Here is a 21,441-nt window from a genome sequence, read left to right as displayed (position 1 = left end):
TATATGCTGCGGTTGATTTATTCATTCCTACTTTATTTACTACAACCTCTGATCTGGTTACGTCTGTTTTTACGAGGTCGTAAAGCACCGGCATACAGAAAACGCTGGGCTGAGAGATATGGTTTTTGCCGTGGAAAAGTCGAGCCGCATGGCATTATGCTGCACTCTGTTTCAGTGGGAGAAACGCTCACCGCGATACCGCTGGTTAGAGCTCTGCGGTATCGCTACCCCACACTCCCCATCACCGTTACAACGATGACCCCAACCGGTTCTGAGCGCGTATTATCCGCATTTGGTGATGATGTACACCACGTCTACCTACCCTACGATCTACCTGGGTCCGTTAACCGATTTCTGAATCAAGTCCAGCCTAAGCTGGTTATCATCATGGAAACCGAACTCTGGCCAAACCTTATCCATCAACTGAATAAGCGTCATGTTCCTCTGGTTATCGCCAATGCCCGACTGTCCGAACGCTCGGCCAACGGTTACAGTAAACTTGGCAATACCATACGCACTATGCTGCAAAAAATTACCCTTATCGCAGCACAAAATCAGGAAGATGGAGAACGATTTATTCAGTTGGGGCTCAAGCGCTCCCACTTAACCATAACCGGCAGCCTGAAATTTGATATTTCCGTTACCCCTGAGCTCTCGGCTCGGGCCCTAAGCCTTCGACGCCAATGGGCACCGCACCGTCCAGTCTGGATCGCCGCCAGTACTCACGACGGAGAGGAAAGTATTATCCTCGAAACACATGCAAAACTACTTCAGCATTTTCCCGATCTGCTGTTAATTCTGGTACCTCGTCATCCTGAACGATTCCCAACGGCTCAACAGCTGACCACTCAGGCGGGAATGAGCTACATCACCCGTAGCAGTGGAGAAGTCCCAACACAACATACTCAAGTTGTCATTGGCAATACTATGGGAGAACTGATGTTGCTGTATGGCATTGCCGATCTGGCTTTCGTTGGTGGAAGTCTGGTAGAACGCGGCGGGCATAACCCACTGGAACCAGCAGCCCATGCAATACCCGTTCTGATGGGGCCTCATACATTTAACTTCAAAGATATTTGTAGCAAGCTGGAACAGGCTGATGGATTAATCACCGTCGATAATGCAAGCTCGCTGGCTGAAAAAATTGAAAGTTTATTGGCAGATGAAGCGTATCGTAGCTACCGTGGTCAACAGGCGGTTAATGTTCTGCTACACAATCAGGGTGCACTGGAGAAGCTATTGACGCTACTCGAACCTTATTTACCTGCCCGGAGCCATTAACTCGTGGATAGAAAACGCCTTTCTGTAGTGATCATTGCTAAAAATGAAGCCGACCTTATCGGCGATTGCCTGCAATCCGTTCAATGGGCAGATGAAATCATTCTGCTTGATGGTGGAAGCCACGATCGCACCATACAAATTGCGCAGAAATACAATGCCAACGTTTTTACTCATACCGAATGGCAGGGATACGGTAAGCAGCGTCAAATAGCCCAAAGCTATGCCAGCGGCGACTACATCTTTATGATAGATGCCGATGAACGTATTACCCCAGAATTACGTACCGCGATTGAACAAGTTATCCATAGTGAAATACAGCCAAATCAAGTATATAGCTGTGCTCGCCGTAATTACTTTCTTGGGCGCTTTATGCGGTACAGTGGCTGGTATCCTGATCGGGTTATCCGACTATATCAAAATAGCCTTTATCGCTATAACGATAATCTGGTTCATGAATCCGTTGACTATGGTAATGCCCAAGTCACTAAACTCGATGGCGATCTACTGCATTTAACCTGCCGCGATTACTTTGTTTTCCAAAGGAAACAATTCAACTATGCGGAAAGCTGGGCTCGTCAGAGTTTCCAACGGGGCAAGAAATCATCAATGATATCCGCCATTAATCATGGTTTGGGTGCATTTTTGAAAACCTGGCTAATACGCCGAGGATTTCTGGACGGTAAACACGGTTTTCTTTTAGCCTGCATCAATGCCCAATACACCTTTAATAAATACGCTGCACTCTGGGCGATTAGCCAACAGGAGAAAGGGAATAAATGACCATTCGCAGAGCTGACTTCACCAAGGCAATTTATCCTGGAACCTTTGATCCTATGACCAATGGACACTTGGATATTATTACCCGCAGTGTGCACATGTTTGACCATTTAGTTATCGCTATCGCCCGCAGCCCAAGTAAGAATACGCTGTTTTCATTAGAAGAACGGGTTGAACTGGCCAAAACCGTTACCGCTCATTTACCCAGCGTGGAAGTTGTTGGGTTTAGCGAACTAATGGCTCACTTTGCCCAGCAGCAAAAAGCCAATGTTCTTATTCGTGGATTACGCGCTATTTCAGATTTTGAATATGAGCTTCAACTCGCCAGTATGAACCGGCACCTGATGGCCGATTTAGAAAGCATCTTTCTGATGCCCTCTGAGAAATGGTCATTCGTTTCATCATCATTGGTGAAAGAAGTCGCTCGCCACGGCGGTGACGTTAGCTCATTCTTACCGCCGGTGGTGGCTGAAGCGCTGAGTAAAAAGCTTAATCAAGCCTGATTTAATGTTGGCAGTAGCGGCAAAAAAAAGTCGTTCTCTGTGCATGTTTGGTGCTTTCAATTAATGTGCCACATACTCGGCAAGGTTCACCGCTACGGCCATAAACCTGGAGTTCCTGGGCAAAATAACCGGGTTTTCCATCAGCCTGCAGAAAATCTTTTAGTGTCGTACCACCCTGCTCGATCGAGCGCTGTAATACTCGCTTAATGGTTGCTACCAGTAACTCAGCTTCACTCTCGGTTAATGATCCAGCCAAGCGATGTGGTAGTATCCTTGCCTCAAACAGCGACTCGCTGGCATAGATATTACCTACCCCCACCACGAGCTTATTATCCATTAGCCAAGGCTTGATCAAGGTCTTTTTATTACGCGATTTATTAAATAGATAAGCTCCATCGAAATCATCACCCAATGGTTCAGGGCCCAAATTCTTCAGCACGCTGCTGAGAGACAGGTCGTATTCCCATAACCAAGAACCAAATCGACGTGGATCGGTATAACGTAAAACCTTACCGTTGGATAAGAGAAAATCCACATGATCATGCTTTTCTGGTTCGCTAAATTTCGGCAAAATCCTGACGCTGCCCGACATTCCCAAGTGACCAATAATCCAGCCGCTGGATAGTTCAATTAATAAATATTTAGCCCGACGCTGAACGCTTAAGACGGATGCATTTTCTAACTCAATAATTTGTCGGGAAACCGGCCAGCGCAGCTTAGGCTGACGAACGATAGTTCTGACAATATTATGACCGACCATATAAGGCTCAATACCTCGGCGACTCGTCTCTATTTCCGGCAATTCTGGCATCGGTCACATCCTTTTTTAGACAAAATAGCAAAAGTTAATCATACACATAAGATTCTGCCGCATAAAGATGATGATTTTCTCCACTGGCAATCAATAAACGACAGGCAATAAAAAACCCGACCAAAGTCGGGTTTTGATATAGCGTAAATACAATGAAATTAAAATTATTTAATTTTAGCTTCTTTGTATAAAACGTGTTGACGGACAACTGGATCGAATTTCTTCAGTTCCAATTTTTCCGGCTTAGTACGCTTGTTCTTCGTGGTGGTATAGTAGTGACCTGTACCAGCTGAAGAAACCAGCTTGATCTTCTCGCGAATACCTTTAGCCATGGTTCAGTTCCTTAAAACTTCTCACCGCGGGCACGAAGATCGGCTAACACCGCATCGATACCCTTCTTATCAATTACACGCATACCTTTAGCAGATACACGTAAAGTTACAAAACGCTTTTCACTCTCAATCCAAAAACGATGGGAGTGTAAGTTAGGCAGAAAACGACGTTTAGTCGCATTCATTGCGTGAGAGCGGTTGTTACCACTCACAGGGCGCTTGCCGGTAACTTGGCAGACTCGTGACATGTCAAAATTCTCCAAAAATCAAATCAGCTCGAGCTTCGTTAGGATGTTGGCTGCCTCGTCAGGCTTTAGAGCCAATCTCAGCAAATTCAGCCGAGATGAGACGTTGAGTCAGGTCGGAACCTGCTGAGATAGGCTCGTATACCACATCCGTGATCCTCAAAGGTGGCGTAGTATACGCCCTTAGCCGGTAGGGCTCAAGTACTGAACCGACAAAGATCCCCTAAGATCGAAAAAAAATATACTAAATCCACCCACGCTCGGCAAATGAAACCGACTCCCCGCGGCCAATCACAATATGATCGAGCAGCCTGATATCCAGTAACGAACAGGCTTCACGCACTTTTTCGGTCACGTGACGATCGGCAAGGCTAGGTTCCGCAACCCCAGAAGGATGATTATGCGCTAATATCACCGCGGCCGAATTTGACTTCAGCGCCTCACGCACAATTTCTCTGGGGTGGACTTCTACGCTGTTAAACGTACCGGTGAACATTTCTTTATGATAAATCACACGATTCTGATTATCCAGAAACATCACCACAAAAACTTCCCGATCGCGCTGAGCCAGTAATCCTTGTAAATATTCACGCGTTAACAAAGGATTACTGATTGAACACTCCTGAGCTAATTGATGACCTAAAAAGCGACGAGAAAGCTCAACAGCAGCCTGCAACTGAGCATATTTAGCTAATCCAAGGCCTCGGGTATTGCAAAAGCTCACATAGTCCGCAGACATCAGGCCATAAAGAGAACCAAACTCTTTAATAAGCTGGCCAGCAAAATCTAAGACGTGAACACCGGGTAGCCCAGTTCGTAAAAAAATGGCCAATAGCTCACTATCAGAAAGGGTTATCGCCCCATTTTTTAACAGTTTCTCTCTTGGAGCACCGTTGTCCCCCCATAATATTTTCATTTCTTTTGTCATTGTTTCCTCCGCTGGAGTGAACCCTGACAGCACCAGAGCGAATATTCGAGGTTAAAAATGTCTTAATCAAAAACACTGCGCAAAAATAATTGGTTAAATAGGCTCTTTCATCAATTTATTGCAACGCACTACGCATAACATGATTCTATCTGGCAAAATTTAGGGAGAAATATCGTTCAATGACCTAAAATCAGCCGGGCAATTTATGATTTTTTGCTGTAGCATCTTACAATCACTGTATATATAATCAGTAAATCAATACTGTTTTATGTTCATATTTCAGAAACGTACTCTCTGTAACCTGTTATATCCCTTTTCAACAGAGGGACCGCCTTTGTCAGAGTTATGATAAAATCGGCGACGTGCTTTCAATCATCAGGGTAATGCATCTCTGTTAATCCTATAGGGCAGTAATCATGACGATGTTAAACGGTAAAAAAATTGTTCTGGGTATCAGCGGTGGCATTGCTGCCTATAAATGCCCGGAAATTGTACGCCGCCTGCGAGATCAGGGGGCAGACGTTCGCGTTGTCATGACTCATGCGGCACAAGCCTTTATTACCCCACTGACATTACAGGCAGTTTCCGGTTATCCGGTTTCAGATGATTTACTCGATCCCGCAGCTGAAGCATCTATGGGACACATCGAATTAGGTAAGTGGGCAGATATCGTAATCATGGCGCCAGCCACCGCCGATCTGCTGGCTCGTATTGCTGCAGGTATGGCCAATGACTTGCTCAGTACCATTTGTCTTGCCACTAGCGCACCGGTGGTCGCAATTCCTGCGATGAATCAACAAATGTACAAAGCCGCCGCAACACAGCATAATCTAAAAACGCTGGCCTCCCGTGGCGTGCATATATGGGGCCCTGATAGCGGTTCTCAAGCCTGTGGCGATATCGGCCCGGGTAGAATGCTCGACCCACTCTGTATCGTTCAACACTGCGTTGATTTTTTCTCACCGCATCAGGACCTACAGGGAATCAACATATTGCTGACCGCTGGCCCAACCAAAGAAGCGCTTGATCCAGTACGTTTTATCAGTAATCACAGCTCAGGCAAAATGGGATACGCCATCGCAAAAGCCGCGGCTGAACGTGGGGCGACCGTGACGTTAATCAGTGGCCCGGTTGATTTAGACACACCGTTTAATGTAACTCGGGTTGATGTTATCAGCGCTCTGGAAATGCGTGATGCCGTTATGCAACGAGCCGCCTCACAACATATTTTCATTGCCTGTGCTGCCGTTGCTGATTATCGCGCCGAACATATTGCTGCTGAAAAAATCAAAAAACAGGGTGATGATATCCTGCTGAAAATGGTAAAAAACCCCGACATTGTTGCCGAAGTGGCAGCCATGACTGAAAACCGACCTTTTGTTGTAGGATTTGCAGCGGAAACACAGAATGTGGAAGAATATGCGCGGCTAAAACTAGCCCGTAAAAATCTTGACCTTATCTGTGCTAATGATGTCTCGTTGTCAGGCCAAGGCTTTAACAGCGATATCAACGCATTACACCTCTACTGGTCAAACGGCGAGATAAGTCTGCCCTTGAGCAACAAATCTTTGCTTGGTCAAAAACTAATGGACGAAATTGCCAAACGCTATGATGAAAAAAATTGACGTAAAAATTCTGGATGCTCGCATCGGCAGCACATTCCCTCTGCCAGCTTATGCCACTGTCGGCTCCGCCGGCTTGGATCTGCGCGCATGCCTGGATACAGCATTAACATTAAACCCGGGTGAAACCCAATTACTGCCAACCGGCCTGGCCATTCATATTGCCGATCCATCTCTGGCAGCTATCATTCTTCCACGCTCAGGCCTTGGCCATAAGCATGGCATTGTGCTGGGTAATCTGGTTGGCCTGATTGACTCTGATTATCAGGGGCAACTGATGGTATCCGTTTGGAACCGGGGACAAACCGCGTTTGTCATCGAGCCAGGTGAACGTATTGCTCAACTGGTTCTTGTTCCTGTGGTACAGGCTGAATTTAATATCGTTGAAGATTTTGAAAGTAGTGAGCGTGGCGAAGGTGGCTTTGGTCACTCTGGCCGTCAGTAACGTTCCGTCTGCATGTAATAATAAAATAGTATCAGTCAGTATTGTTCTGGCTATCTTGGGAGTGGAGCAAATTTCACTCCTTATTAGGATGTCACAAGACATGGTAGAAAAAGTAACCAAGAAAAATCGCAGGGAAGACATACTGCAAGCGTTAGCCCAGATGCTTGAATCAAGCGACGGTAGCCAACGTATTACCACGGCTAAACTAGCTGCCACCGTCGGTGTTTCGGAGGCGGCGCTGTATCGCCATTTTCCTAGTAAAATGCGTATGTTTGATAGTTTGATTGAGTTTATCGAAGACAGTCTGAACAGTCGTATTAACTTAATCCTACAAGATGAAAAGGATACCTATAACCGTATTCGTTTAATCATCCTCTTAGTGCTGGGCTTTGCAGAGAAGAATCCAGGATTGACCCGCATCATGACCGGACACGCATTGATGTTTGAGCAAGACCGGCTTCAAGGGCGGATAAACCAACTATTTGAAAGAATAGAAACCCAACTGCGTCAGGTATTACGGGAGCGCAAGCTGCGAGAAGGTCAATCATTCGCCTATGATGAAGGGTTAATTGCCAGTCAGCTCTTAGCGTTTTGTGAAGGAATGATGTCACGCTTTGTTCGTTCGGAGTTCCGTTATCGCCCAACGGAAGAGTTCGACCTGCGCTGGCCAATGCTGGCCCTACAGCTGCAATAAGGCCAATCCTTAGCCAGTGACAATAAAGCCCGTTGGATATTCAATCCACGGGCTTTAGTTTTATTAAACGGACGCAGCCGTCAAACTTCAGGAAAAACAGGCTTCGTACTATTTAAATTTCTGGAAGAAGTCATTACCTTTATCGTCCACCAGAATAAAGGCTGGGAAATCTTCAACCTCAATTTTCCAGATAGCTTCCATATCCAACTCAGGGTAAGCGATACATTCCAAGCGCTTAATGCTGTTTTGAGCCAGAATAGCCGCCGGACCGCCAATACTCCCCAAATAGAAACCACCATGCTTTTTACAGGCATCCGTTACCTGTTGACTGCGGTTACCTTTAGATAACATCACTAAACTACCGCCACGGGACTGGAAAGCATCAACATATGAATCCATACGACCCGCGGTTGTTGGCCCTAATGAGCCTGAAGCATAACCCTCAGGCTTCTTCGCTGGCCCCGCATAGTAAATCGGATGGTCTTTAATGTATTGCGGCAAATCTTCGCCTTTGTCCAACATCGCCTGCAGTCTGGCGTGAGCAATATCACGGGCAACGATAATCGTACCACTCAGCGAAACGCGGGTAGAAACCGGATATTGGGACAAATCGGCCAAAATCTCCGACATTGGACGGTTCAGGTTAATCTTAACGCCTTCCCCTTCCCCAGCCTGTCTTAATTCATCAGGAATATATTTACCCGGATTATCTTCCAGCTTTTCAATCCAGATACCCTCTTTATTGATTTTCGCCTTGATATTGCGGTCAGCAGAGCAAGAAACCCCCATCCCTACCGGACAGGAAGCACCGTGACGAGGCAAACGAATAACTCGAATATCATGGGCAAAATATTTACCGCCAAACTGGGCACCAATACCTAAGTTATGTGCTGCTTTTAGCAGCTTAGCTTCTAACTCCAGATCGCGGAATGCCTGACCGCCTTCATTACCAGTGGTTGGCAACTCATCGTAATACTTGGCCGAAGCCAGCTTAACCACCTTCAGGTTAGTTTCCGCTGAGGTTCCACCAATAACAAAAGCAACATGATATGGAGGACATGCCGCCGTTCCCAAACTCTTCATTTTTTCAATCAGGTATTTTTCCAGCTTCTCTGGCGTTAGCAGCGCTTTGGTTTCCTGATACAACATGGTTTTATTGGCTGAACCACCGCCTTTAACAATACACAGGAATTTATATTCAGAGCCCTGAGTACCATAAATATCGATCTGAGCCGGCAGGTTACAACCGGTATTCACTTCATCGTACATATTCAGTGGCGCGTTCTGTGAATAGCGCAGGTTATTTTCAACATAAGTATTGAACACACCGCGCGACAGGGCTTCCTCATCGTCGCCGCCAGTCCAGATATTCTGGCCTTTTTTACCCATAATAATCGCGGTACCGGTATCCTGACAGAAAGGTAAAATACCTTTGGCGGAAATCTCGGCATTACGCAGGAAAGTCAGGGCAACATATTTATCATTTTCGCTGGCTTCGGGGTCATCAAGAATTTGGGCGACCTGAGCCTGATGGTCAGGGCGTAGAAGAAAAGAGGTATCGTGCAGGGCATGTTGAGCTAATAACGTTAGTGCTTCAGGCTCAACTTTAACAATCTCGTTTCCTTCAAATTCACTGACGGAAACGTGGTCTTTGGTCAGCAAGTAATATTCTGTTTTGTCTTCTCCCAGTGGAAAAGACGCCTGATATTTAAATTCGATCGTTGACATGTGCTTCCAGCCTTTTATAAGTTTTTAAAAAAATCATCACGAGAATATCGTGGCTGATGCTTGAGCGACGCCGACACCATAAAGTAAGGAAACTTTGAATACAATAGTTTATAGCCGGATTCTGACTATTAAATAGAATGATTTTTATTTATCTGATTTAGCTTAAGTTTTATTTAATTTCATTATGGCTTTAATGAACAAAAAGGACATCAGCATCTCAAGAATAAATCCCCTGAGAAGAGTTTTGATAACGTGCGCGATATCATCATGGCGCACGTTTATCTGACAGTTATAAGAAACCGTATGCCGCCGCAAATATCCAGCCAAATACGCAGGAAACGCCAACCCCAATTAATCCCGGCAGAATAAAGCTGTGGTTAATCACAAAACGGCCAATGCTGGTTGTACCTGAACGGTCAAACTGGATAGCCGCCAGATCGCTCGGATAAGTTGGCAGAATATAGTAGCCATAACACGCAGGTGCGGATGCCACGATATAGGCAGGATCAACCCCAATGGCCAAAGCAACCGGAACAATCGCCGCCAACGCAGCAGCCTGAGAGTTAACAAACTTCGACACCAGCAGTAGCACAATGGCATAAGCCCACGGGAACTCTTTAACCAAGTCACCCAATACCGCTTTAATTTCGGTCATATGGGCACCGAACATCGTTTCCGCCATCCATGCGATGCCATATACCGCAACAATCGCGATCATCCCGGAACGAAACACCTCGTTCTTGGAAATCGAAGCGGGATTGGTCTTAGTAATGATAATAATCAGTGCGCCCGATAACAGCATAAACATCTGAATCACTAACACCATCGACAGAGGCTTGCCGCCGAACTCAGGGCGTAAGTTAGAGAATGCTCCCAACAATGCAACAACGGCGATAGAAGCCAGGAAGATCCACATTGCTACCCAGTTGTTCATCGGCAGCTTTTTATCTAACAACGTTGCCGTATCACCGTACACATAGTGTTTATTTTCCGGTACTGAGATAAATTTCTGGAAATCTTCATCTTTATCCAGGTCTTTACCCCGAAACCAACTGAAAATACCAATGGCTAATACACCTATCAGCGTTGAAGGGATAGTGATGGCCAGTAAATCCAAAAACTCAAGATGCTTACCGTTAAAGGTAAAGTTGCCCAACATCGCCACCAGCGAAACCACTGCCACGGAAACTGGACTGGCAATAATCCCCATTTGGGCCCCTACCGAACTAGCCGCCATAGGTCGTTCAGGGCGAATATTATTTTTAATCGCCACGTCATAAATAATCGGCAAAATGGTATATACCACGTGACCGGTACCGCAGAGAATGGTTAGCGTACAGGTTACGAATGGCGCAACAATAGAAACATACTTGGGATTCTTACGCAGTAGCTTTTCAGCGATCTGCAACATCACATCTAAGCCGCCTGAAGCCTGCAAAGTCGCGGAGGCAGCAACAACGGCAATAATAACCAACATGACATCAACAGGTGGTTTACCCGGCTGAAGATGAAAGACAAACACCAGAATAACTAATCCGATACCGCCTAATAAACCAAGTGCAATACCGCCTTTACGCGCCCCATAAAAAAGGCAGATCAATATGATGATAAGTTGTATAGCAAAATCCATGTATACCCCCGAACATACGAATGAATATTCAAATAAAAATTAAATAGTTATTTAAAATTGAATGATTTTATTATTTTTAAATATCAGTGACTTTCCTCACGTTATTAATAAATAATTTCTGTTATGCATATTAACTATATGAAATCAAAAAACTAAACGACCATCTCAAAATGTAGCCATCTATTTATTCTTAGATCTAATTCATTGGGAAATTTGACTATATCGGTATTATTTTCTCTATTTCTTGATACAGATATAATTTTTATCAATTAATATTCCAATAATGGGAAACATAAATAAATGAAGATAAGAAAGAGGAATAACCGCTTAGTTATGAAGGCTAACACGGTTAATATTATGTAAACATTAATCAATGTAAAATATAAAAAATATCAACTTTATTAACCAATAAATAACAATATTGATTAAGCAGTATTTTTATACTCAAGTAATAATGAATTGAAATAAAGTGGAAGAGTAAATATTGCAGAAGTTCAGCAGAATTATGCCAGCGGCGGGATAATAGATATATTATTTACCATCTCAGGTATATCGAGATCAAGATAACCACCCTAAGGTGGCTATCTACAAACAGATAAAATCAGATTTTACAGCCTTCACAGTCGCCTTCATCCTGAACAGCATCAGGAATTTCGCTGGCTTTTTGCTGGGCTTTCTTCTCAGCCTGTTCTAACTCGGCATCAATATCAAAATCAAAAATATCATCACTCATACATTACTCTCCCCATCATCGAACAATGATTATAGCGCACTCTTCAGCAGCAAAAAACACCCTTTGATGTCCACCAGTGCGCCACACAAACATTTGGAGAGTGCCATTCGAAAGCTGATGATTCCCCATTAAATATCCATGACCATCTCGTGCCACGACATGCCACCGTGATCGGATTCAGACTGTTTAACGTAAACAAAACCAAATTTTTCATACAGCCCAATATGACGCTGTTTGCACATTAGATGAATGGTTTTCTTACCCAATTCCTGCATATGCTGAATAAATGCCTTCATTAAAACGGCAGAATAGCCCTTTCCCTGAAAATCCGGATCAACAACTACTGACATAATCACCACATTCGGTGCGTCAGAGTCGTGACCAATTAGCTCTTTAAACTCTTCATCAGACATAACAACATCATAAGCACAGCCGCTGTTGATAAAACCGGTAATGCCTTCTACCGTTTCCAACAGCAAAAATCCTTCAGGATAGACTTCAATGCGCTTGGCAATTTTCGCTTCGGTCGCGGCTTCATCACCTTCATAGGCAGTTGTTTCAATCTCATAGCATCGAGCAACATCTTGCGGCAATGCCGTTCTTATTTTTATCGATTCCACAATGACATCGTCCTTTCGTTTATTACCAACTTTTTCAAACCGACTTTAGGCAAACTCTAATACTTTTCCTACGCCGACCTCGTTCACATTGGTGCTCTGAGCCAGTGCGATTTTGGCGTTAAGATCGGTACAGTGGCAAGGATACAAACTCTCTGGCTGTATACGTCCTAAATGTTCAGCGGTACGAGCCATCAAGGTGTTACTGGCGTTCTGTAAATGGAAACCGCCTATCACCGCTGACACACGTTTATCGCCGGTTACGCTAATTGCATAGTCCACAATGTTACAGATACCAGAATGGGAGCATCCGGAAATCACCACCAGACCATCCGGGCCGGTATACACCAAGGCACTATCATCCAGTACATAGTCACTCACCAAATTGCCACAGCAATCTTTGGTCTGGCCAACCGGACGCTGTGCCTCAAAGTCGTTGGTACGTTTTATTTCACCCAGAAACAGCAAGTTATCGGTAATGTAGTAAGGTTCCTTAGTTTCGACCTTATCCAGATAATTGCTATAGCAGTCCTGCGGATAGTTTGCGCCAATAATTTTATCGCCGTAGAACTTCGGCGCAAAAGCATCAGGATGGGCAACGAGTTGAATGCGCTTATCCGTTGGCCGATCGGTACGATCGAAATATTGCATTAAATGACCCAATCCCCAGGTATGATCGTTATGCCCATGGGACAAAATAATAGTATCCACCTGCTTTAAGTCGATGCCTAAAATATCGGCATTTTGCATAAACACATTAGAGTAACCGGTATCTAACAAAACCTGCCGGCCATCAATATCAATGTGGTAGCACACACCCGGCTCACCAATCAAATAGCGATCGATCAGGGTATTATTATCCAGCAAGACTGTTAACTTCATAGCATTCCTTATTGGTTACTCGCTTACCCACCGATAGAAAGCGACATCCGTCTTATCAAACAGCGTTATTGAAGCAATATAAAAACTATGCCCACTAATCACAAGCAATATCAGGTGATTAAAGCAACAAAAAACCCCACAGCTCAGGTATCTCCTAGTGAATATCGCCAACGCTTTCGATAATTTAGCGCCCCATTGCTGATTGTTTTTCCTGTTGTGATGTGCCCCGCTGATTTCATCGCTGATTTCCTGTTATAACATCAAAAGTTACCTTCAACTCAAACTGAACGAGTGAGCACATCATGGGAAAACTATTCGATCAACTTAACGCTATTTTACCCACTAAACTCTGGATCCCAGATGAACTGGCTATGCTCTATGAATGGATTGAACAGCAAGGCCACTATCAAGATCTCGATGATAAACAGCGTATTGGCTTTCTGTATCCGCAAGACAAACTGGAACAAAGCTGGACCGATGAAGAACGGCACGGCGGTACCATCATTCAATTCTCCGCAACCGCAAATGATGGACTAAAATATTGGTTTGGCAGAAAAGAAAACGATCCACAGATTTCCGAGCGCCTGTTCGTCTTTGCCAGAACTGGAGCCGAAGGTTCCGAAGCAGCATTATGGCTGGATGATGAAGACCAACTTAAAATTGTGCATATGGGTTCCGGCTCAGGCTCAATACTCAGCTGTGTTTTAGCGGACAACATGGTCGATTTTCTGCGCCTGATGGCCATTGGCTACGACGAACTTTGCTGGAATGAGGAATATCCTTATCCACCCAACAGTCCGGAATCCGCCAGCGGCATATACATATACCCCAATAAGGCTTATCAACAATGGGTAACAAGCACATTTGACGTTACGATCCCGAATACGGCTCTGGAAATAGTAAAATATCCGGCTGAAATCGGTGACACCAATAGCGAAGACCCATTCTGCCGTTGGGCGGAAAAACAGTGCATTTAAATACAGTCGTCATGACATTGCCACACTCAACATTAACGGGAGTCACAATGCCAAGCCTGAAAGTAGGGCTGCTTGCCCTCTCAACCTGTTTCATCAGCTTTAGTAGCGCTGCTGCAAATACGATGACGCTATCCGGTGAATATAGCTTTTACACTGACGAAATGAGTATGGAGATGATCGGTAAAAATATTTGCATGTCACCGGATGCTCAGACAGGTAAGCAGATTCCGCGTAGCAAAAATGATGAACGCCAGCTTTGGTTCTGCTTCAGTGACTATGAACAAGCGCGTAAGGCATTGGATATTCCCAACCAAGCACCAGAAAAAGGATGTGGGTACAGCGGCAAGCTCACAGTGGAAGTCTCAGACTATCACGTCAACCAACAGCAAAATGATGATTTTGACGTGGCTAAACTGATCAAAATTATCAATTACCAAAAACCAGACGTCATTGAGTGCATGCCATAAGCCATGCTCGTTCTCAAGCGATGAAGAATACAGTAGCCCGTAACGGAGAGATGCCGTAAAAATAAACAATCAAATGGGTTGTGAAAGATCTACCAATGATTATGCTATTCCTCATCAGGGAATCTGGTTCTGTCAGTAAATAGCATAACAAGGATGTGTAGCGATGAATGATAAATTAGTCTTTATGACTATCGGTGTAGCGTTATTGATGTTCTTTTGGCTTATCTGTGAGTTTGAAGGGAGTCTGATTGGCCTCACCCACTAATTTATATCAATGAAATAACGCGAGCAATGGAGAAACCAGCCTACCGCTGTCTGTAGCTGAATACTGATGATCTTCCGGCGGTGGTTGATTTGGAAAGATTTGCCCACTGTTTAAATATGATATTTTTATCCCATTTTGTAGAATGTCATTAACTCCCTTCTCTTAAAAAGCAGTACACTTCCGCCCGTATTTTTACCATTTATCTATAGTAATACCTATAACGACAGGAGTTTCCCCCTATGACAGGTCTGTTTTTGGGCTTTCTTCTCGGTTTTATCATGCAGCGTGGCCGTTTCTGCATGGCCGGTGGGCTACGCGATCTCTACCTATTCCGCGATAGTCGAATGACGATTGCCATTCTGATTATTATTACTCTGCAAAGCATAGGGCTGTTCGCTTTCATCGCGCTAGATTGGGCAAAATTACCTTCCGGCGATTTTCACTGGCTGGCAACATTGGTTGGTGGCGTCACGTTTGGCATAGGAATGGGTTTGGCCGGTTCATGCTCTACCGGCGCTTATTATCGTGCTGCTGAAGGCTTAGCGGGAAGTATGATTGCAGTGGTAGGCTTTGTCGTTTCCAGCTGGTATATCCGCCAGCCAAGCGGTAAGCAGCTATTTGCTCCTATTAATGCCCCATCGTTACCTGATGCTTCGCTGACCCAAACCTTGAACATTTCTCCCTGGGTTGCCGTCCTATTCTTAACCTTCATCACGGTCTTTTTAGTTTATCGCCATTTAAAAAGAAAGCCGTATTCCATTCCACAGCCGGAACCGCGTAAACAAGGTCTCGCACATTGGTTATTTGAAGCGAGGTGGCACCCTTTTATTACCGCGATTTTTATTGCCGTTATTGCTTTATTAGCCTGGCCATCAAGTTTGATGTCTGGCCGAGTTGGCGGATTAGGGATCAGCGGGCCCAGTGCACAACTCTTCTCATTGCTAACGGAAGGTAAAACCGGATTCTTTGGCTGGGCAGGATATTTATTAATGGGGATTTTTGTCGGAGCTTTAGTGGCTGCATGGGGCAGTCAGGAGTTAAGACTACGTTCTCCAGGATGGCCAACGCTGGCAAAAAGTCTGGCGGGTGGGTTGTTTATGGGAATCGGTAGCGGACTGGCTGGTGGCTGTATGTTAGGTAATACCGTAGTAAATACCGCTTGGTTTTCCTGGCAAGGTTGGCTGTTTATTCCCTGCATTCTTTTAGGAAGTTGGTTGGTGAGTTATTTCACCATTATTATTCCTAATCAATTAGTTAAACAACAAAAGGCATAAAAAAATGAAAACATTAACATTAGATACCACTGGAAAACTTTGCCCTTTTCCTTTAATTGAAGCGAAAAAACACATTGCTGAACTCAATAGCGGCGATACGCTGGTTATTGAGTATGACTGCGCTCAAGCAACAGAAAACTTACCCCGCTGGGCGGTTGAAGATGGTCATCAAGTCACCAGCTTTAAACAAACTGGCGATGCTCAATGGCAAATTAGTATCCAGAAAGGGTAAAAATTTACCGGAATAAACCAGATATCAGCATGACTTATATCTGATGCTAATACTAAAAACTGATTGGATTTAATAAGCTGTATCGTGTTTATTACCGATACAGCTTTTTTTGAGTACACGGTAAATTGAGTACTTGCCCTTTTTTCAGCATAAAACATTGAGGCGAGACTTTCCCACGATAAGGCTTATCGTTTCCTCAACCGCATTAAGCCAAACAGGATCAGCAGCACTATCACAGCACCGGCCCCCATTAGCCAATTCAGATAGAGCACGATAAACGGTAACTCACCGCCGTTGCGTAACATCTGTACGTTTTCTGCCGTTAGCCTATCGTCAATATTGGCAAACTGATTACGTACATAGTTGCTGAGTGAAGCAATCTGCTCATTATTCATCTGTTGACCAAAAGCCGGCATACTGACTTCACCGTCACTGCCTTTGCGCTGAATGCCCATTACAATGGTCATGACCAGATTCTGTGGGCCTGGGCCGGAAACAGCGCTATTGTGGGTTAATGATGGATAAAAATTATCGGCAGTCCCTTGTCCCTGCCGACCATGACAGCTGGCACAGGCGCTTTCATACAGCGTAGCTCCGTCGGTTTGTGAAATATCCACCAGCGAAGCCTGATTACCTTGACCAATAATAACGTTGTTAATATCGGTTGCTAACGACCGCGGCGATTTAGTGGCTACTGGGGTAGAAACGGCAGGTACCTGTTTAATCCATGCGGCCATGGCGTTCAGATCTTCATCCGTCATAAAGCGAAAACTTTTCTCAACCGCTTCGGCCATCGGACCTGCCGCCTGAGCTTTATTCGCCAGATGACCAGTTTGCAAATAGGTCACCAAATCGCGCTGACTCCAGCCAGCAATACCGCTGCTATCCGAGGTAATATTTGGCGCATACCAACCACCGAGGGGGCTACCCGACAAGTACAGGCTACTCTTCTCTGCCATCATCATATTGCGCGGCGTATGGCACGTACTGCAATGCCCCAGTACCTCAACTAAATACTGCCCCCGGTATAATTGCTCAGAAATACCTGCCTGTTTTTCAAGCTGTTTTTCGTTTCGATACAGCAGGTTCCAGCCCAGCATGACCTGTCTAATATTGAAAGGAAACCCCAGATCAGTAACCGCCGTTGGCGCTATATCTGCCGGTTTTACGCCCTGCATAAAGTACGCGTAAAGTGCATGGATATCCTGATCACTGATGCCATAATAGGCCGTATAAGGCATTGCTGGATAAAGGTTTCTACCGTCTTGCGCCAGACCTCTACGCACCGCATCAGCAAACTGTATCTCGGTATAGTTACCAATACCAAACTGTCGGGATGGGGTAATATTGCTGGCAATAATGTTCCCCATCGGCGACGCAATAGCATAGCCTCCGGCAAACGGCACTCCGTTTTCAACCGCTTGACGATGGCAAGCTGCGCAGTCGGCAGCAATAGCAATATATTTACCCCGTTCAATCAACGCGTTATTAGCTTCAGATTCTACCGCCAGCAACGGGAAAGAGACAAAAAGCCCTATCAGCACCGTGACAACGGTTAAACGTTTGCAATCAATCTTCATATTCAAATCTCACGAATGATGATTTCAGCCGCACGAATGCTCAATGCAACACCGGTCAACGTTGGATTAACCACGCCAGAAGCGGGAATGACACCGGTGGTCGCCAGAAATAAATTGCTATGATCCCAACAACGACATTCATGATTCACGACCGAATCTTTCGGGCTAGTCCCCATAATGACGGTTCCCATAATGTGATCACGATTCTGCCAGCCGGTGTTATCTTCAATCACCGTACCGCCCATCAAGCTGACGAATTGTTGGTAATCAGCATCAACCACCGACTTAGCGGCCTTAACGTAATCATCCACTTCATAGTGGACGGTCAGCATTGGAATACCCAATGCGTCTTTACGCGTCGTGCTCGGGCGTACGGTATTCGTCGCCTGAGGTAGAATTTCAAACACCGACGATATATCAACCCAACGCGATGCCTGATGGCGGATCTGCTTGTCTAACTCGGCGCCAACAACACCCTTTGCTATCAGGCGGCTGGCAACAGTCATGTTGGGTACATTGTTAGAAATGGCGTGTTTAATCGCGGCACGATTTCGACGAAAATCGCCGTCCCGATTGTTAAATATTCCACCCTGCTGGACGGCTCCGCGTCCCGGCCATAGCGGTTCATCAGCGAGAAACTGTAACCCCATTCCGGTATGATCCATCAGGTTGCGGCCAACCTGATCGGAACTGTTGGCCACATCCGACAGCAACAGCAGTTTTGGCGTTTCCAGCCCGTGGGCAGCCACAATAAAATATTTTGCCGTTAGCCGAGTCTCAAGACCTTTAGAACTACGCACATGCACAGCAACAATTTTGTCGTCAGTGCCCTTTTCTAATTTCCAGGCAGTAGAGTCTGTCATCAGCATCGCACCGGCATCTTCCGCATGCTGGGCATGCACATCGTCACTGTACATCGAACCAATTGGGCACACCGGCATACAGTTATTATTACCGCTACAGGCAGGCCGACTGTCATAAGCCCGGGTAGCACGCCCGTTCGGTTCATGGATAAAGTGATAGCCCACCGGACTCAGACGGCTTTTTAAGCGCTGAAATAGATAAGTTTCCCCCTCCGGCTCCATCGGGTAAGGTTTGGAACGAGGAGGAAAAGCACCGCCTCCCTGTCCACTCTGATCGTCAGTATCACTACCGCAGACGCCTAATGCCTCCTCCGCTTTCTGGTAATACGGCTCAAGTTCACTGTATTCCATCGGCCAGTCTCGCCCCACGCCATACAGCGACTTCAGCTTCATATCATTCGGTAAAGAGCGCCAACAGGCGGCAGCCCAGTGCCAAGTGGTGCCACCCACCAATTTCAGCATACCGGGGCGGAAATCAAACGGACCGGTATTTTCAATGTACTGCTCATCATAAGAATGACGAGCCCAAGGTTCATTGGGGTATGGCGAGTTATAGTTACTTTTTTTCGATGAATTTCTGAAGTTTTCAACAATTTTCCAGCGAGGGATCTTTTCTCCGGCTTCGAGAATAATCACCGATTTACCCTTGTTGGCAAGGACGGTTGCGGCATTACTGCCGAGCGCACCTGAACCGATGACAATCACATCGGCGTCATATTGGTTGTTCATGGCATTGCTCACATCTTAAACGGGTGTTAATCGTTTTTTATGGTCACCGGTGGTTGTACCCAGTAGTTGGTACGTCCGCGAGAGTAGGTTGGGATGACGGTAGCATCAAGAGTTGGCGCGTAGGCTAATGCGTCGGTATAAGTAACAAATCGAGTACTATCGGACGCTCGTAAGGGCACTGGCGTACCGGTATAGCCAAGATACCAAGCTGAAAGAATCTTTTTAGCCGTGTCACCAAAGGAACCGTTCATTAGCGGATGACCGTAAAGTTGGTCAGCTGAAGTGATATTTTCGTGCGTCATCGCCGTTGAAAGCTGCCGCATATTTTGTAGAAATTGAGCATCCTCGGTGACCAGACCGTGCAACGCACGTTGTGCCACGACCGGGCTGAGGTGTTTTCTGCTGGTTAATAACAGAGAGAGCTTAAAGAAAATAGCGCTATCACTGCTTTCGTTAGGCTCTGAGGCCCAAGATAGTGCGGATCTGAGTACGGCGAATCCGGTCAGGGCCGCACCAGATATCAAAAGATTCCTTCTGGATAACATGATGAGTGCCTGTTTAAGAAAGTAGATCGACTATCACACTTAACGATAAGATTGTAAATAAAATGTTATAAATGTGACTTAGGCATAGCATTTTATGCTTTCTTTTTAATAGACTGCAAAATACCTCACCATAACCAAATGGGCTGTGAAGCGGGATATATAAGGAATTAATAGACTTTAAAACAACCAGGAAGAACCAAATTGGCGGAAAGTCACAGGAGTCGAACCTGCCAGGGACCGCTGGCGGCCCCATCTGGATTTGAAGTCCAGCCGCCCCACCGGGGACGATGACCTTCCATTCTGAAGGGTACAGATAAAGAAACGCGGTGATTATACCGTTAAATGAAGGGGATGGTACCGTTAATTTTTATCACCCGTCGGCGGTTTTACCAGCATTCATTTTATGCCAATCAAAGACATAATATCTGAACCAAAAGCCAAACTAACGCAGAAAACCAAAGGCGTCCCACCCTTTACCTTCACAGCAGCATATTATTCTTGCCACCACGGCAACTTTATTCCCATTGGACTATGCTTATTACTACCCCTATTTATTTAAGGAAATCGTCCATGCGTATGTTTTCTGTCTTACCTGTGTTGCTGAGCCTGTGCTTTATTTCTGGCGCTATGGCCGCAGATACCTCGGCCAAAGAACCATCAGCAGCCCAGCTTGCCCAGCGTGAAAAAATGACTAACTGTAATAAAGCCGCAGCGGATAAGAACCTTAAAGGCGATGAACGCAAAACCTTTATGAGCACCTGCCTGAAAGCTGGATCAACTATCGATGAAAAGAAAGTGACTCCACAACAGCAAAAAATGGCCGACTGTAATAAAGAAGCCGGCACGAAGAACCTGAAAGGCGACGACCGTAAAACCTTTATGAGCACCTGCCTGACCAGTAAACCCGCCACGACTGAAAAAGCGGCAGCGGCTGCAACCACAGGTGCTGCTGTAGCTACAGCTACACCTCAGCAGCAAAAAATGGCTGACTGTAATAAAGAAGCCGGCACTAAGAACCTGAAAGGCGAAGACCGTAAAACCTTTATGAGTACCTGCCTGACCGGTAAACCCGCCGCAAATGAAAAAGCGGTGACACCGCAGCAACAAAAAATGGCCGAATGTAATAAAGAAGCAGGCGACAAAGCCCTGAAAGGTAATGATCGTAAAACCTTTATGGATACCTGTCTGAAAAAAGCAGCCTGATTTAACCACGCTAAATATTCGAATAAAGGGTACCTAAAAGGTGCCCTTTGTTTTGACTGAAATAAAGATCCGCGTGCT

At 45.4% G+C, this 21,441-nt stretch carries 23 protein-coding genes, 1 tRNA gene and 1 pseudogene; 12 read left to right on the top strand and 13 right to left on the bottom strand.

Annotated elements, in window-relative coordinates:
- The first annotated feature begins 3 nt into the window (after positions 1-3).
- The 3 genes from waaA to coaD are packed head-to-tail and all read left to right on the top strand — an operon-like array spanning position 4 to position 2,561.
- Positions 4-1,281, top strand: a complete 1,278-nt coding sequence (waaA, locus tag BMZ28_RS13865) for a lipid IV(A) 3-deoxy-D-manno-octulosonic acid transferase (RefSeq protein ID WP_074824103.1) — start codon at positions 4-6, stop codon at positions 1,279-1,281.
- A gap of 3 nt (positions 1,282-1,284) precedes the next feature.
- Positions 1,285-2,061 carry a glycosyltransferase family 2 protein gene (locus BMZ28_RS13860; RefSeq protein WP_074824100.1) on the top strand — a complete coding sequence of 259 codons (777 nt, stop codon included), beginning with the start codon at positions 1,285-1,287 and terminating at the stop codon, positions 2,059-2,061.
- Positions 2,058-2,561, top strand: coding sequence for a pantetheine-phosphate adenylyltransferase (coaD, locus tag BMZ28_RS13855; protein ID WP_047782280.1), 504 nt, complete (start codon positions 2,058-2,060; stop codon positions 2,559-2,561). The genes BMZ28_RS13860 and coaD overlap by 4 nt, the downstream gene beginning before the upstream one ends.
- 1 nt (position 2,562) lies before the next feature.
- On the opposite strand, the gene mutM is transcribed toward coaD, so the two are convergent.
- The 4 genes from mutM to radC form a co-directional block, all read right to left on the bottom strand.
- Entirely contained in the window at positions 2,563-3,372 is an 810-nt protein-coding gene (gene mutM, locus BMZ28_RS13850) for a bifunctional DNA-formamidopyrimidine glycosylase/DNA-(apurinic or apyrimidinic site) lyase (protein ID WP_074824097.1), read from the bottom strand.
- A gap of 164 nt (positions 3,373-3,536) precedes the next feature.
- A complete protein-coding gene (gene rpmG, locus BMZ28_RS13845; protein WP_029093261.1) occupies positions 3,537-3,704 on the bottom strand; it encodes a 50S ribosomal protein L33 in 168 nt (55 codons plus the stop codon).
- Positions 3,705-3,715: 11 nt separating this feature from the next.
- Positions 3,716-3,952 (bottom strand): 50S ribosomal protein L28, encoded by a 237-nt coding sequence (rpmB, locus tag BMZ28_RS13840; RefSeq protein ID WP_029093262.1) that lies wholly within the window; start codon positions 3,950-3,952, stop codon positions 3,716-3,718.
- A gap of 241 nt (positions 3,953-4,193) precedes the next feature.
- Positions 4,194-4,877: a RadC family protein gene (gene radC / locus BMZ28_RS13835; RefSeq protein WP_074824096.1), complete on the bottom strand. Its 684-nt coding sequence runs from the start codon at positions 4,875-4,877 to the stop codon at positions 4,194-4,196.
- Between the two features lie 416 nt (positions 4,878-5,293).
- On the opposite strand from radC, the gene coaBC reads away from it, so the two are divergent.
- The 3 genes from coaBC (at position 5,294) to slmA (ending at position 7,638) form a co-directional block, all read left to right on the top strand.
- Positions 5,294-6,502 carry a bifunctional phosphopantothenoylcysteine decarboxylase/phosphopantothenate--cysteine ligase CoaBC gene (coaBC, locus tag BMZ28_RS13830; RefSeq protein ID WP_074824093.1) on the top strand — a complete coding sequence of 403 codons (1,209 nt, stop codon included), beginning with the start codon at positions 5,294-5,296 and terminating at the stop codon, positions 6,500-6,502.
- On the top strand, positions 6,486-6,944 hold the full coding sequence (gene dut / locus BMZ28_RS13825) for a dUTP diphosphatase (RefSeq protein ID WP_047782284.1): 459 nt from the start codon (positions 6,486-6,488) through the stop codon (positions 6,942-6,944). Before coaBC ends, dut begins: the two co-directional genes overlap by 17 nt.
- 100 nt (positions 6,945-7,044) lie before the next feature.
- A complete protein-coding gene (gene slmA / locus BMZ28_RS13820) occupies positions 7,045-7,638 on the top strand; it encodes a nucleoid occlusion factor SlmA (protein WP_047782285.1) in 594 nt (197 codons plus the stop codon).
- Positions 7,639-7,746: 108 nt separating this feature from the next.
- On the opposite strand, the gene BMZ28_RS13815 is transcribed toward slmA, so the two are convergent.
- The 5 genes from BMZ28_RS13815 to BMZ28_RS13800 all read right to left on the bottom strand — a co-directional run bounded on the left by BMZ28_RS13815 (position 7,747) and on the right by BMZ28_RS13800 (position 13,228).
- Positions 7,747-9,366 carry a fumarate hydratase gene (locus BMZ28_RS13815; protein ID WP_047782286.1) on the bottom strand — a complete coding sequence of 540 codons (1,620 nt, stop codon included), beginning with the start codon at positions 9,364-9,366 and terminating at the stop codon, positions 7,747-7,749.
- A 289-nt stretch (positions 9,367-9,655) separates the two neighbouring features.
- Positions 9,656-10,996 carry an anaerobic C4-dicarboxylate transporter gene (locus BMZ28_RS13810; protein WP_074824090.1) on the bottom strand — a complete coding sequence of 447 codons (1,341 nt, stop codon included), beginning with the start codon at positions 10,994-10,996 and terminating at the stop codon, positions 9,656-9,658.
- 601 nt (positions 10,997-11,597) lie between these two features.
- Positions 11,598-11,729 (bottom strand): hypothetical protein, encoded by a 132-nt coding sequence (locus tag BMZ28_RS17640; RefSeq protein ID WP_258554920.1) that lies wholly within the window; start codon positions 11,727-11,729, stop codon positions 11,598-11,600.
- Between the two features lie 128 nt (positions 11,730-11,857).
- A complete protein-coding gene (locus tag BMZ28_RS13805) occupies positions 11,858-12,349 on the bottom strand; it encodes a GNAT family N-acetyltransferase (RefSeq protein WP_074824087.1) in 492 nt (163 codons plus the stop codon).
- 45 nt (positions 12,350-12,394) lie between these two features.
- Positions 12,395-13,228, bottom strand: a complete 834-nt coding sequence (locus tag BMZ28_RS13800) for an MBL fold metallo-hydrolase (protein ID WP_047782289.1) — start codon at positions 13,226-13,228, stop codon at positions 12,395-12,397.
- 302 nt (positions 13,229-13,530) lie between these two features.
- Between BMZ28_RS13800 and BMZ28_RS13795 the strand changes: the two genes are divergently transcribed.
- From BMZ28_RS13795 to BMZ28_RS13780, 4 genes are all read left to right on the top strand, one after another.
- On the top strand, positions 13,531-14,205 hold the full coding sequence (locus tag BMZ28_RS13795; RefSeq protein WP_074824084.1) for an SMI1/KNR4 family protein: 675 nt from the start codon (positions 13,531-13,533) through the stop codon (positions 14,203-14,205).
- 47 nt (positions 14,206-14,252) lie between these two features.
- Positions 14,253-14,672 carry a hypothetical protein gene (locus BMZ28_RS13790; RefSeq protein WP_074824082.1) on the top strand — a complete coding sequence of 140 codons (420 nt, stop codon included), beginning with the start codon at positions 14,253-14,255 and terminating at the stop codon, positions 14,670-14,672.
- A gap of 504 nt (positions 14,673-15,176) precedes the next feature.
- Complete coding sequence (locus BMZ28_RS13785; RefSeq protein ID WP_074824079.1) at positions 15,177-16,211, top strand: YeeE/YedE family protein; 1,035 nt, start codon at positions 15,177-15,179, stop codon at positions 16,209-16,211.
- 4 nt (positions 16,212-16,215) lie between these two features.
- Entirely contained in the window at positions 16,216-16,443 is a 228-nt protein-coding gene (locus tag BMZ28_RS13780; RefSeq protein ID WP_047782292.1) for a sulfurtransferase TusA family protein, read from the top strand.
- 185 nt (positions 16,444-16,628) lie between these two features.
- Here the strand turns inward: BMZ28_RS13780 and BMZ28_RS13775 are convergent, their stop codons facing one another.
- The 4 genes from BMZ28_RS13775 to BMZ28_RS17535 all read right to left on the bottom strand — a co-directional run bounded on the left by BMZ28_RS13775 (position 16,629) and on the right by BMZ28_RS17535 (position 20,457).
- Positions 16,629-18,023 carry a c-type cytochrome gene (locus tag BMZ28_RS13775; RefSeq protein WP_074824078.1) on the bottom strand — a complete coding sequence of 465 codons (1,395 nt, stop codon included), beginning with the start codon at positions 18,021-18,023 and terminating at the stop codon, positions 16,629-16,631.
- A 2-nt stretch (positions 18,024-18,025) separates the two neighbouring features.
- Positions 18,026-19,615 (bottom strand): GMC family oxidoreductase, encoded by a 1,590-nt coding sequence (locus BMZ28_RS13770; protein ID WP_074824073.1) that lies wholly within the window; start codon positions 19,613-19,615, stop codon positions 18,026-18,028.
- Positions 19,616-19,641: 26 nt separating this feature from the next.
- Positions 19,642-20,160, bottom strand: a complete 519-nt coding sequence (locus BMZ28_RS13765; protein WP_047782295.1) for a sugar dehydrogenase complex small subunit — start codon at positions 20,158-20,160, stop codon at positions 19,642-19,644.
- A gap of 202 nt (positions 20,161-20,362) precedes the next feature.
- Positions 20,363-20,457, bottom strand: a tRNA-Sec gene (locus BMZ28_RS17535).
- 273 nt (positions 20,458-20,730) lie between these two features.
- Between BMZ28_RS17535 and BMZ28_RS17530 the strand changes: the two are divergent.
- Both BMZ28_RS17530 and BMZ28_RS17525 read left to right on the top strand, forming a co-directional pair.
- A pseudogene (locus BMZ28_RS17530) lies at positions 20,731-21,054 on the top strand (PsiF family protein); the annotation flags it as partial.
- The gene (locus BMZ28_RS17525) at positions 21,040-21,363 is read left to right on the top strand and encodes a PsiF family protein (RefSeq protein WP_047782820.1); all 324 of its coding nucleotides are present in this window, start codon (positions 21,040-21,042) and stop codon (positions 21,361-21,363) included. The pseudogene BMZ28_RS17530 and the gene BMZ28_RS17525, both read left to right, overlap by 15 nt.
- Positions 21,364-21,441 lie beyond the last annotated feature (78 nt).

Origin of the sequence: Pragia fontium DSM 5563 = ATCC 49100, from assembly GCF_900112475.1 — a bacterium.
In the GTDB taxonomy this organism is placed as follows: domain Bacteria; phylum Pseudomonadota; class Gammaproteobacteria; order Enterobacterales; family Enterobacteriaceae; genus Pragia; species Pragia fontium.
The sequence above is the reverse complement of the archived record's forward strand: the minus strand, read 5'-3'. Positions and strand labels throughout refer to the sequence as shown.

Excerpts from the sequence above, each read along its gene's own strand:
- waaA (WP_074824103.1), top strand. The coding sequence starts at position 4 with ATGCTGCGGTTGATTTATTCATTCCTACTTTATTTACTACAACCTCTG.
- coaD (WP_047782280.1), top strand. The coding sequence starts at position 2,058 with ATGACCATTCGCAGAGCTGACTTCACCAAGGCAATTTATCCTGGAACC.
- mutM (WP_074824097.1), bottom strand. The coding sequence starts at position 3,372 with ATGCCAGAATTGCCGGAAATAGAGACGAGTCGCCGAGGTATTGAGCCT.
- rpmG (WP_029093261.1), bottom strand. The coding sequence starts at position 3,704 with ATGGCTAAAGGTATTCGCGAGAAGATCAAGCTGGTTTCTTCAGCTGGT.
- rpmB (WP_029093262.1), bottom strand. The coding sequence starts at position 3,952 with ATGTCACGAGTCTGCCAAGTTACCGGCAAGCGCCCTGTGAGTGGTAAC.
- radC (WP_074824096.1), bottom strand. The coding sequence starts at position 4,877 with ATGACAAAAGAAATGAAAATATTATGGGGGGACAACGGTGCTCCAAGA.
- coaBC (WP_074824093.1), top strand. The coding sequence starts at position 5,294 with ATGACGATGTTAAACGGTAAAAAAATTGTTCTGGGTATCAGCGGTGGC.
- dut (WP_047782284.1), top strand. The coding sequence starts at position 6,486 with ATGATGAAAAAAATTGACGTAAAAATTCTGGATGCTCGCATCGGCAGC.
- slmA (WP_047782285.1), top strand. The coding sequence starts at position 7,045 with ATGGTAGAAAAAGTAACCAAGAAAAATCGCAGGGAAGACATACTGCAA.
- BMZ28_RS13815 (WP_047782286.1), bottom strand. The coding sequence starts at position 9,366 with ATGTCAACGATCGAATTTAAATATCAGGCGTCTTTTCCACTGGGAGAA.
- BMZ28_RS13810 (WP_074824090.1), bottom strand. The coding sequence starts at position 10,996 with ATGGATTTTGCTATACAACTTATCATCATATTGATCTGCCTTTTTTAT.
- BMZ28_RS17640 (WP_258554920.1), bottom strand. The coding sequence starts at position 11,729 with ATGAGTGATGATATTTTTGATTTTGATATTGATGCCGAGTTAGAACAG.
- BMZ28_RS13800 (WP_047782289.1), bottom strand. The coding sequence starts at position 13,228 with ATGAAGTTAACAGTCTTGCTGGATAATAATACCCTGATCGATCGCTAT.
- BMZ28_RS13795 (WP_074824084.1), top strand. The coding sequence starts at position 13,531 with ATGGGAAAACTATTCGATCAACTTAACGCTATTTTACCCACTAAACTC.
- BMZ28_RS13790 (WP_074824082.1), top strand. The coding sequence starts at position 14,253 with ATGCCAAGCCTGAAAGTAGGGCTGCTTGCCCTCTCAACCTGTTTCATC.
- BMZ28_RS13785 (WP_074824079.1), top strand. The coding sequence starts at position 15,177 with ATGACAGGTCTGTTTTTGGGCTTTCTTCTCGGTTTTATCATGCAGCGT.
- BMZ28_RS13780 (WP_047782292.1), top strand. The coding sequence starts at position 16,216 with ATGAAAACATTAACATTAGATACCACTGGAAAACTTTGCCCTTTTCCT.
- BMZ28_RS13775 (WP_074824078.1), bottom strand. The coding sequence starts at position 18,023 with ATGAAGATTGATTGCAAACGTTTAACCGTTGTCACGGTGCTGATAGGG.
- BMZ28_RS13770 (WP_074824073.1), bottom strand. The coding sequence starts at position 19,615 with ATGAACAACCAATATGACGCCGATGTGATTGTCATCGGTTCAGGTGCG.
- BMZ28_RS13765 (WP_047782295.1), bottom strand. The coding sequence starts at position 20,160 with ATGTTATCCAGAAGGAATCTTTTGATATCTGGTGCGGCCCTGACCGGA.
- BMZ28_RS17525 (WP_047782820.1), top strand. The coding sequence starts at position 21,040 with ATGAGCACCTGCCTGACCAGTAAACCCGCCACGACTGAAAAAGCGGCA.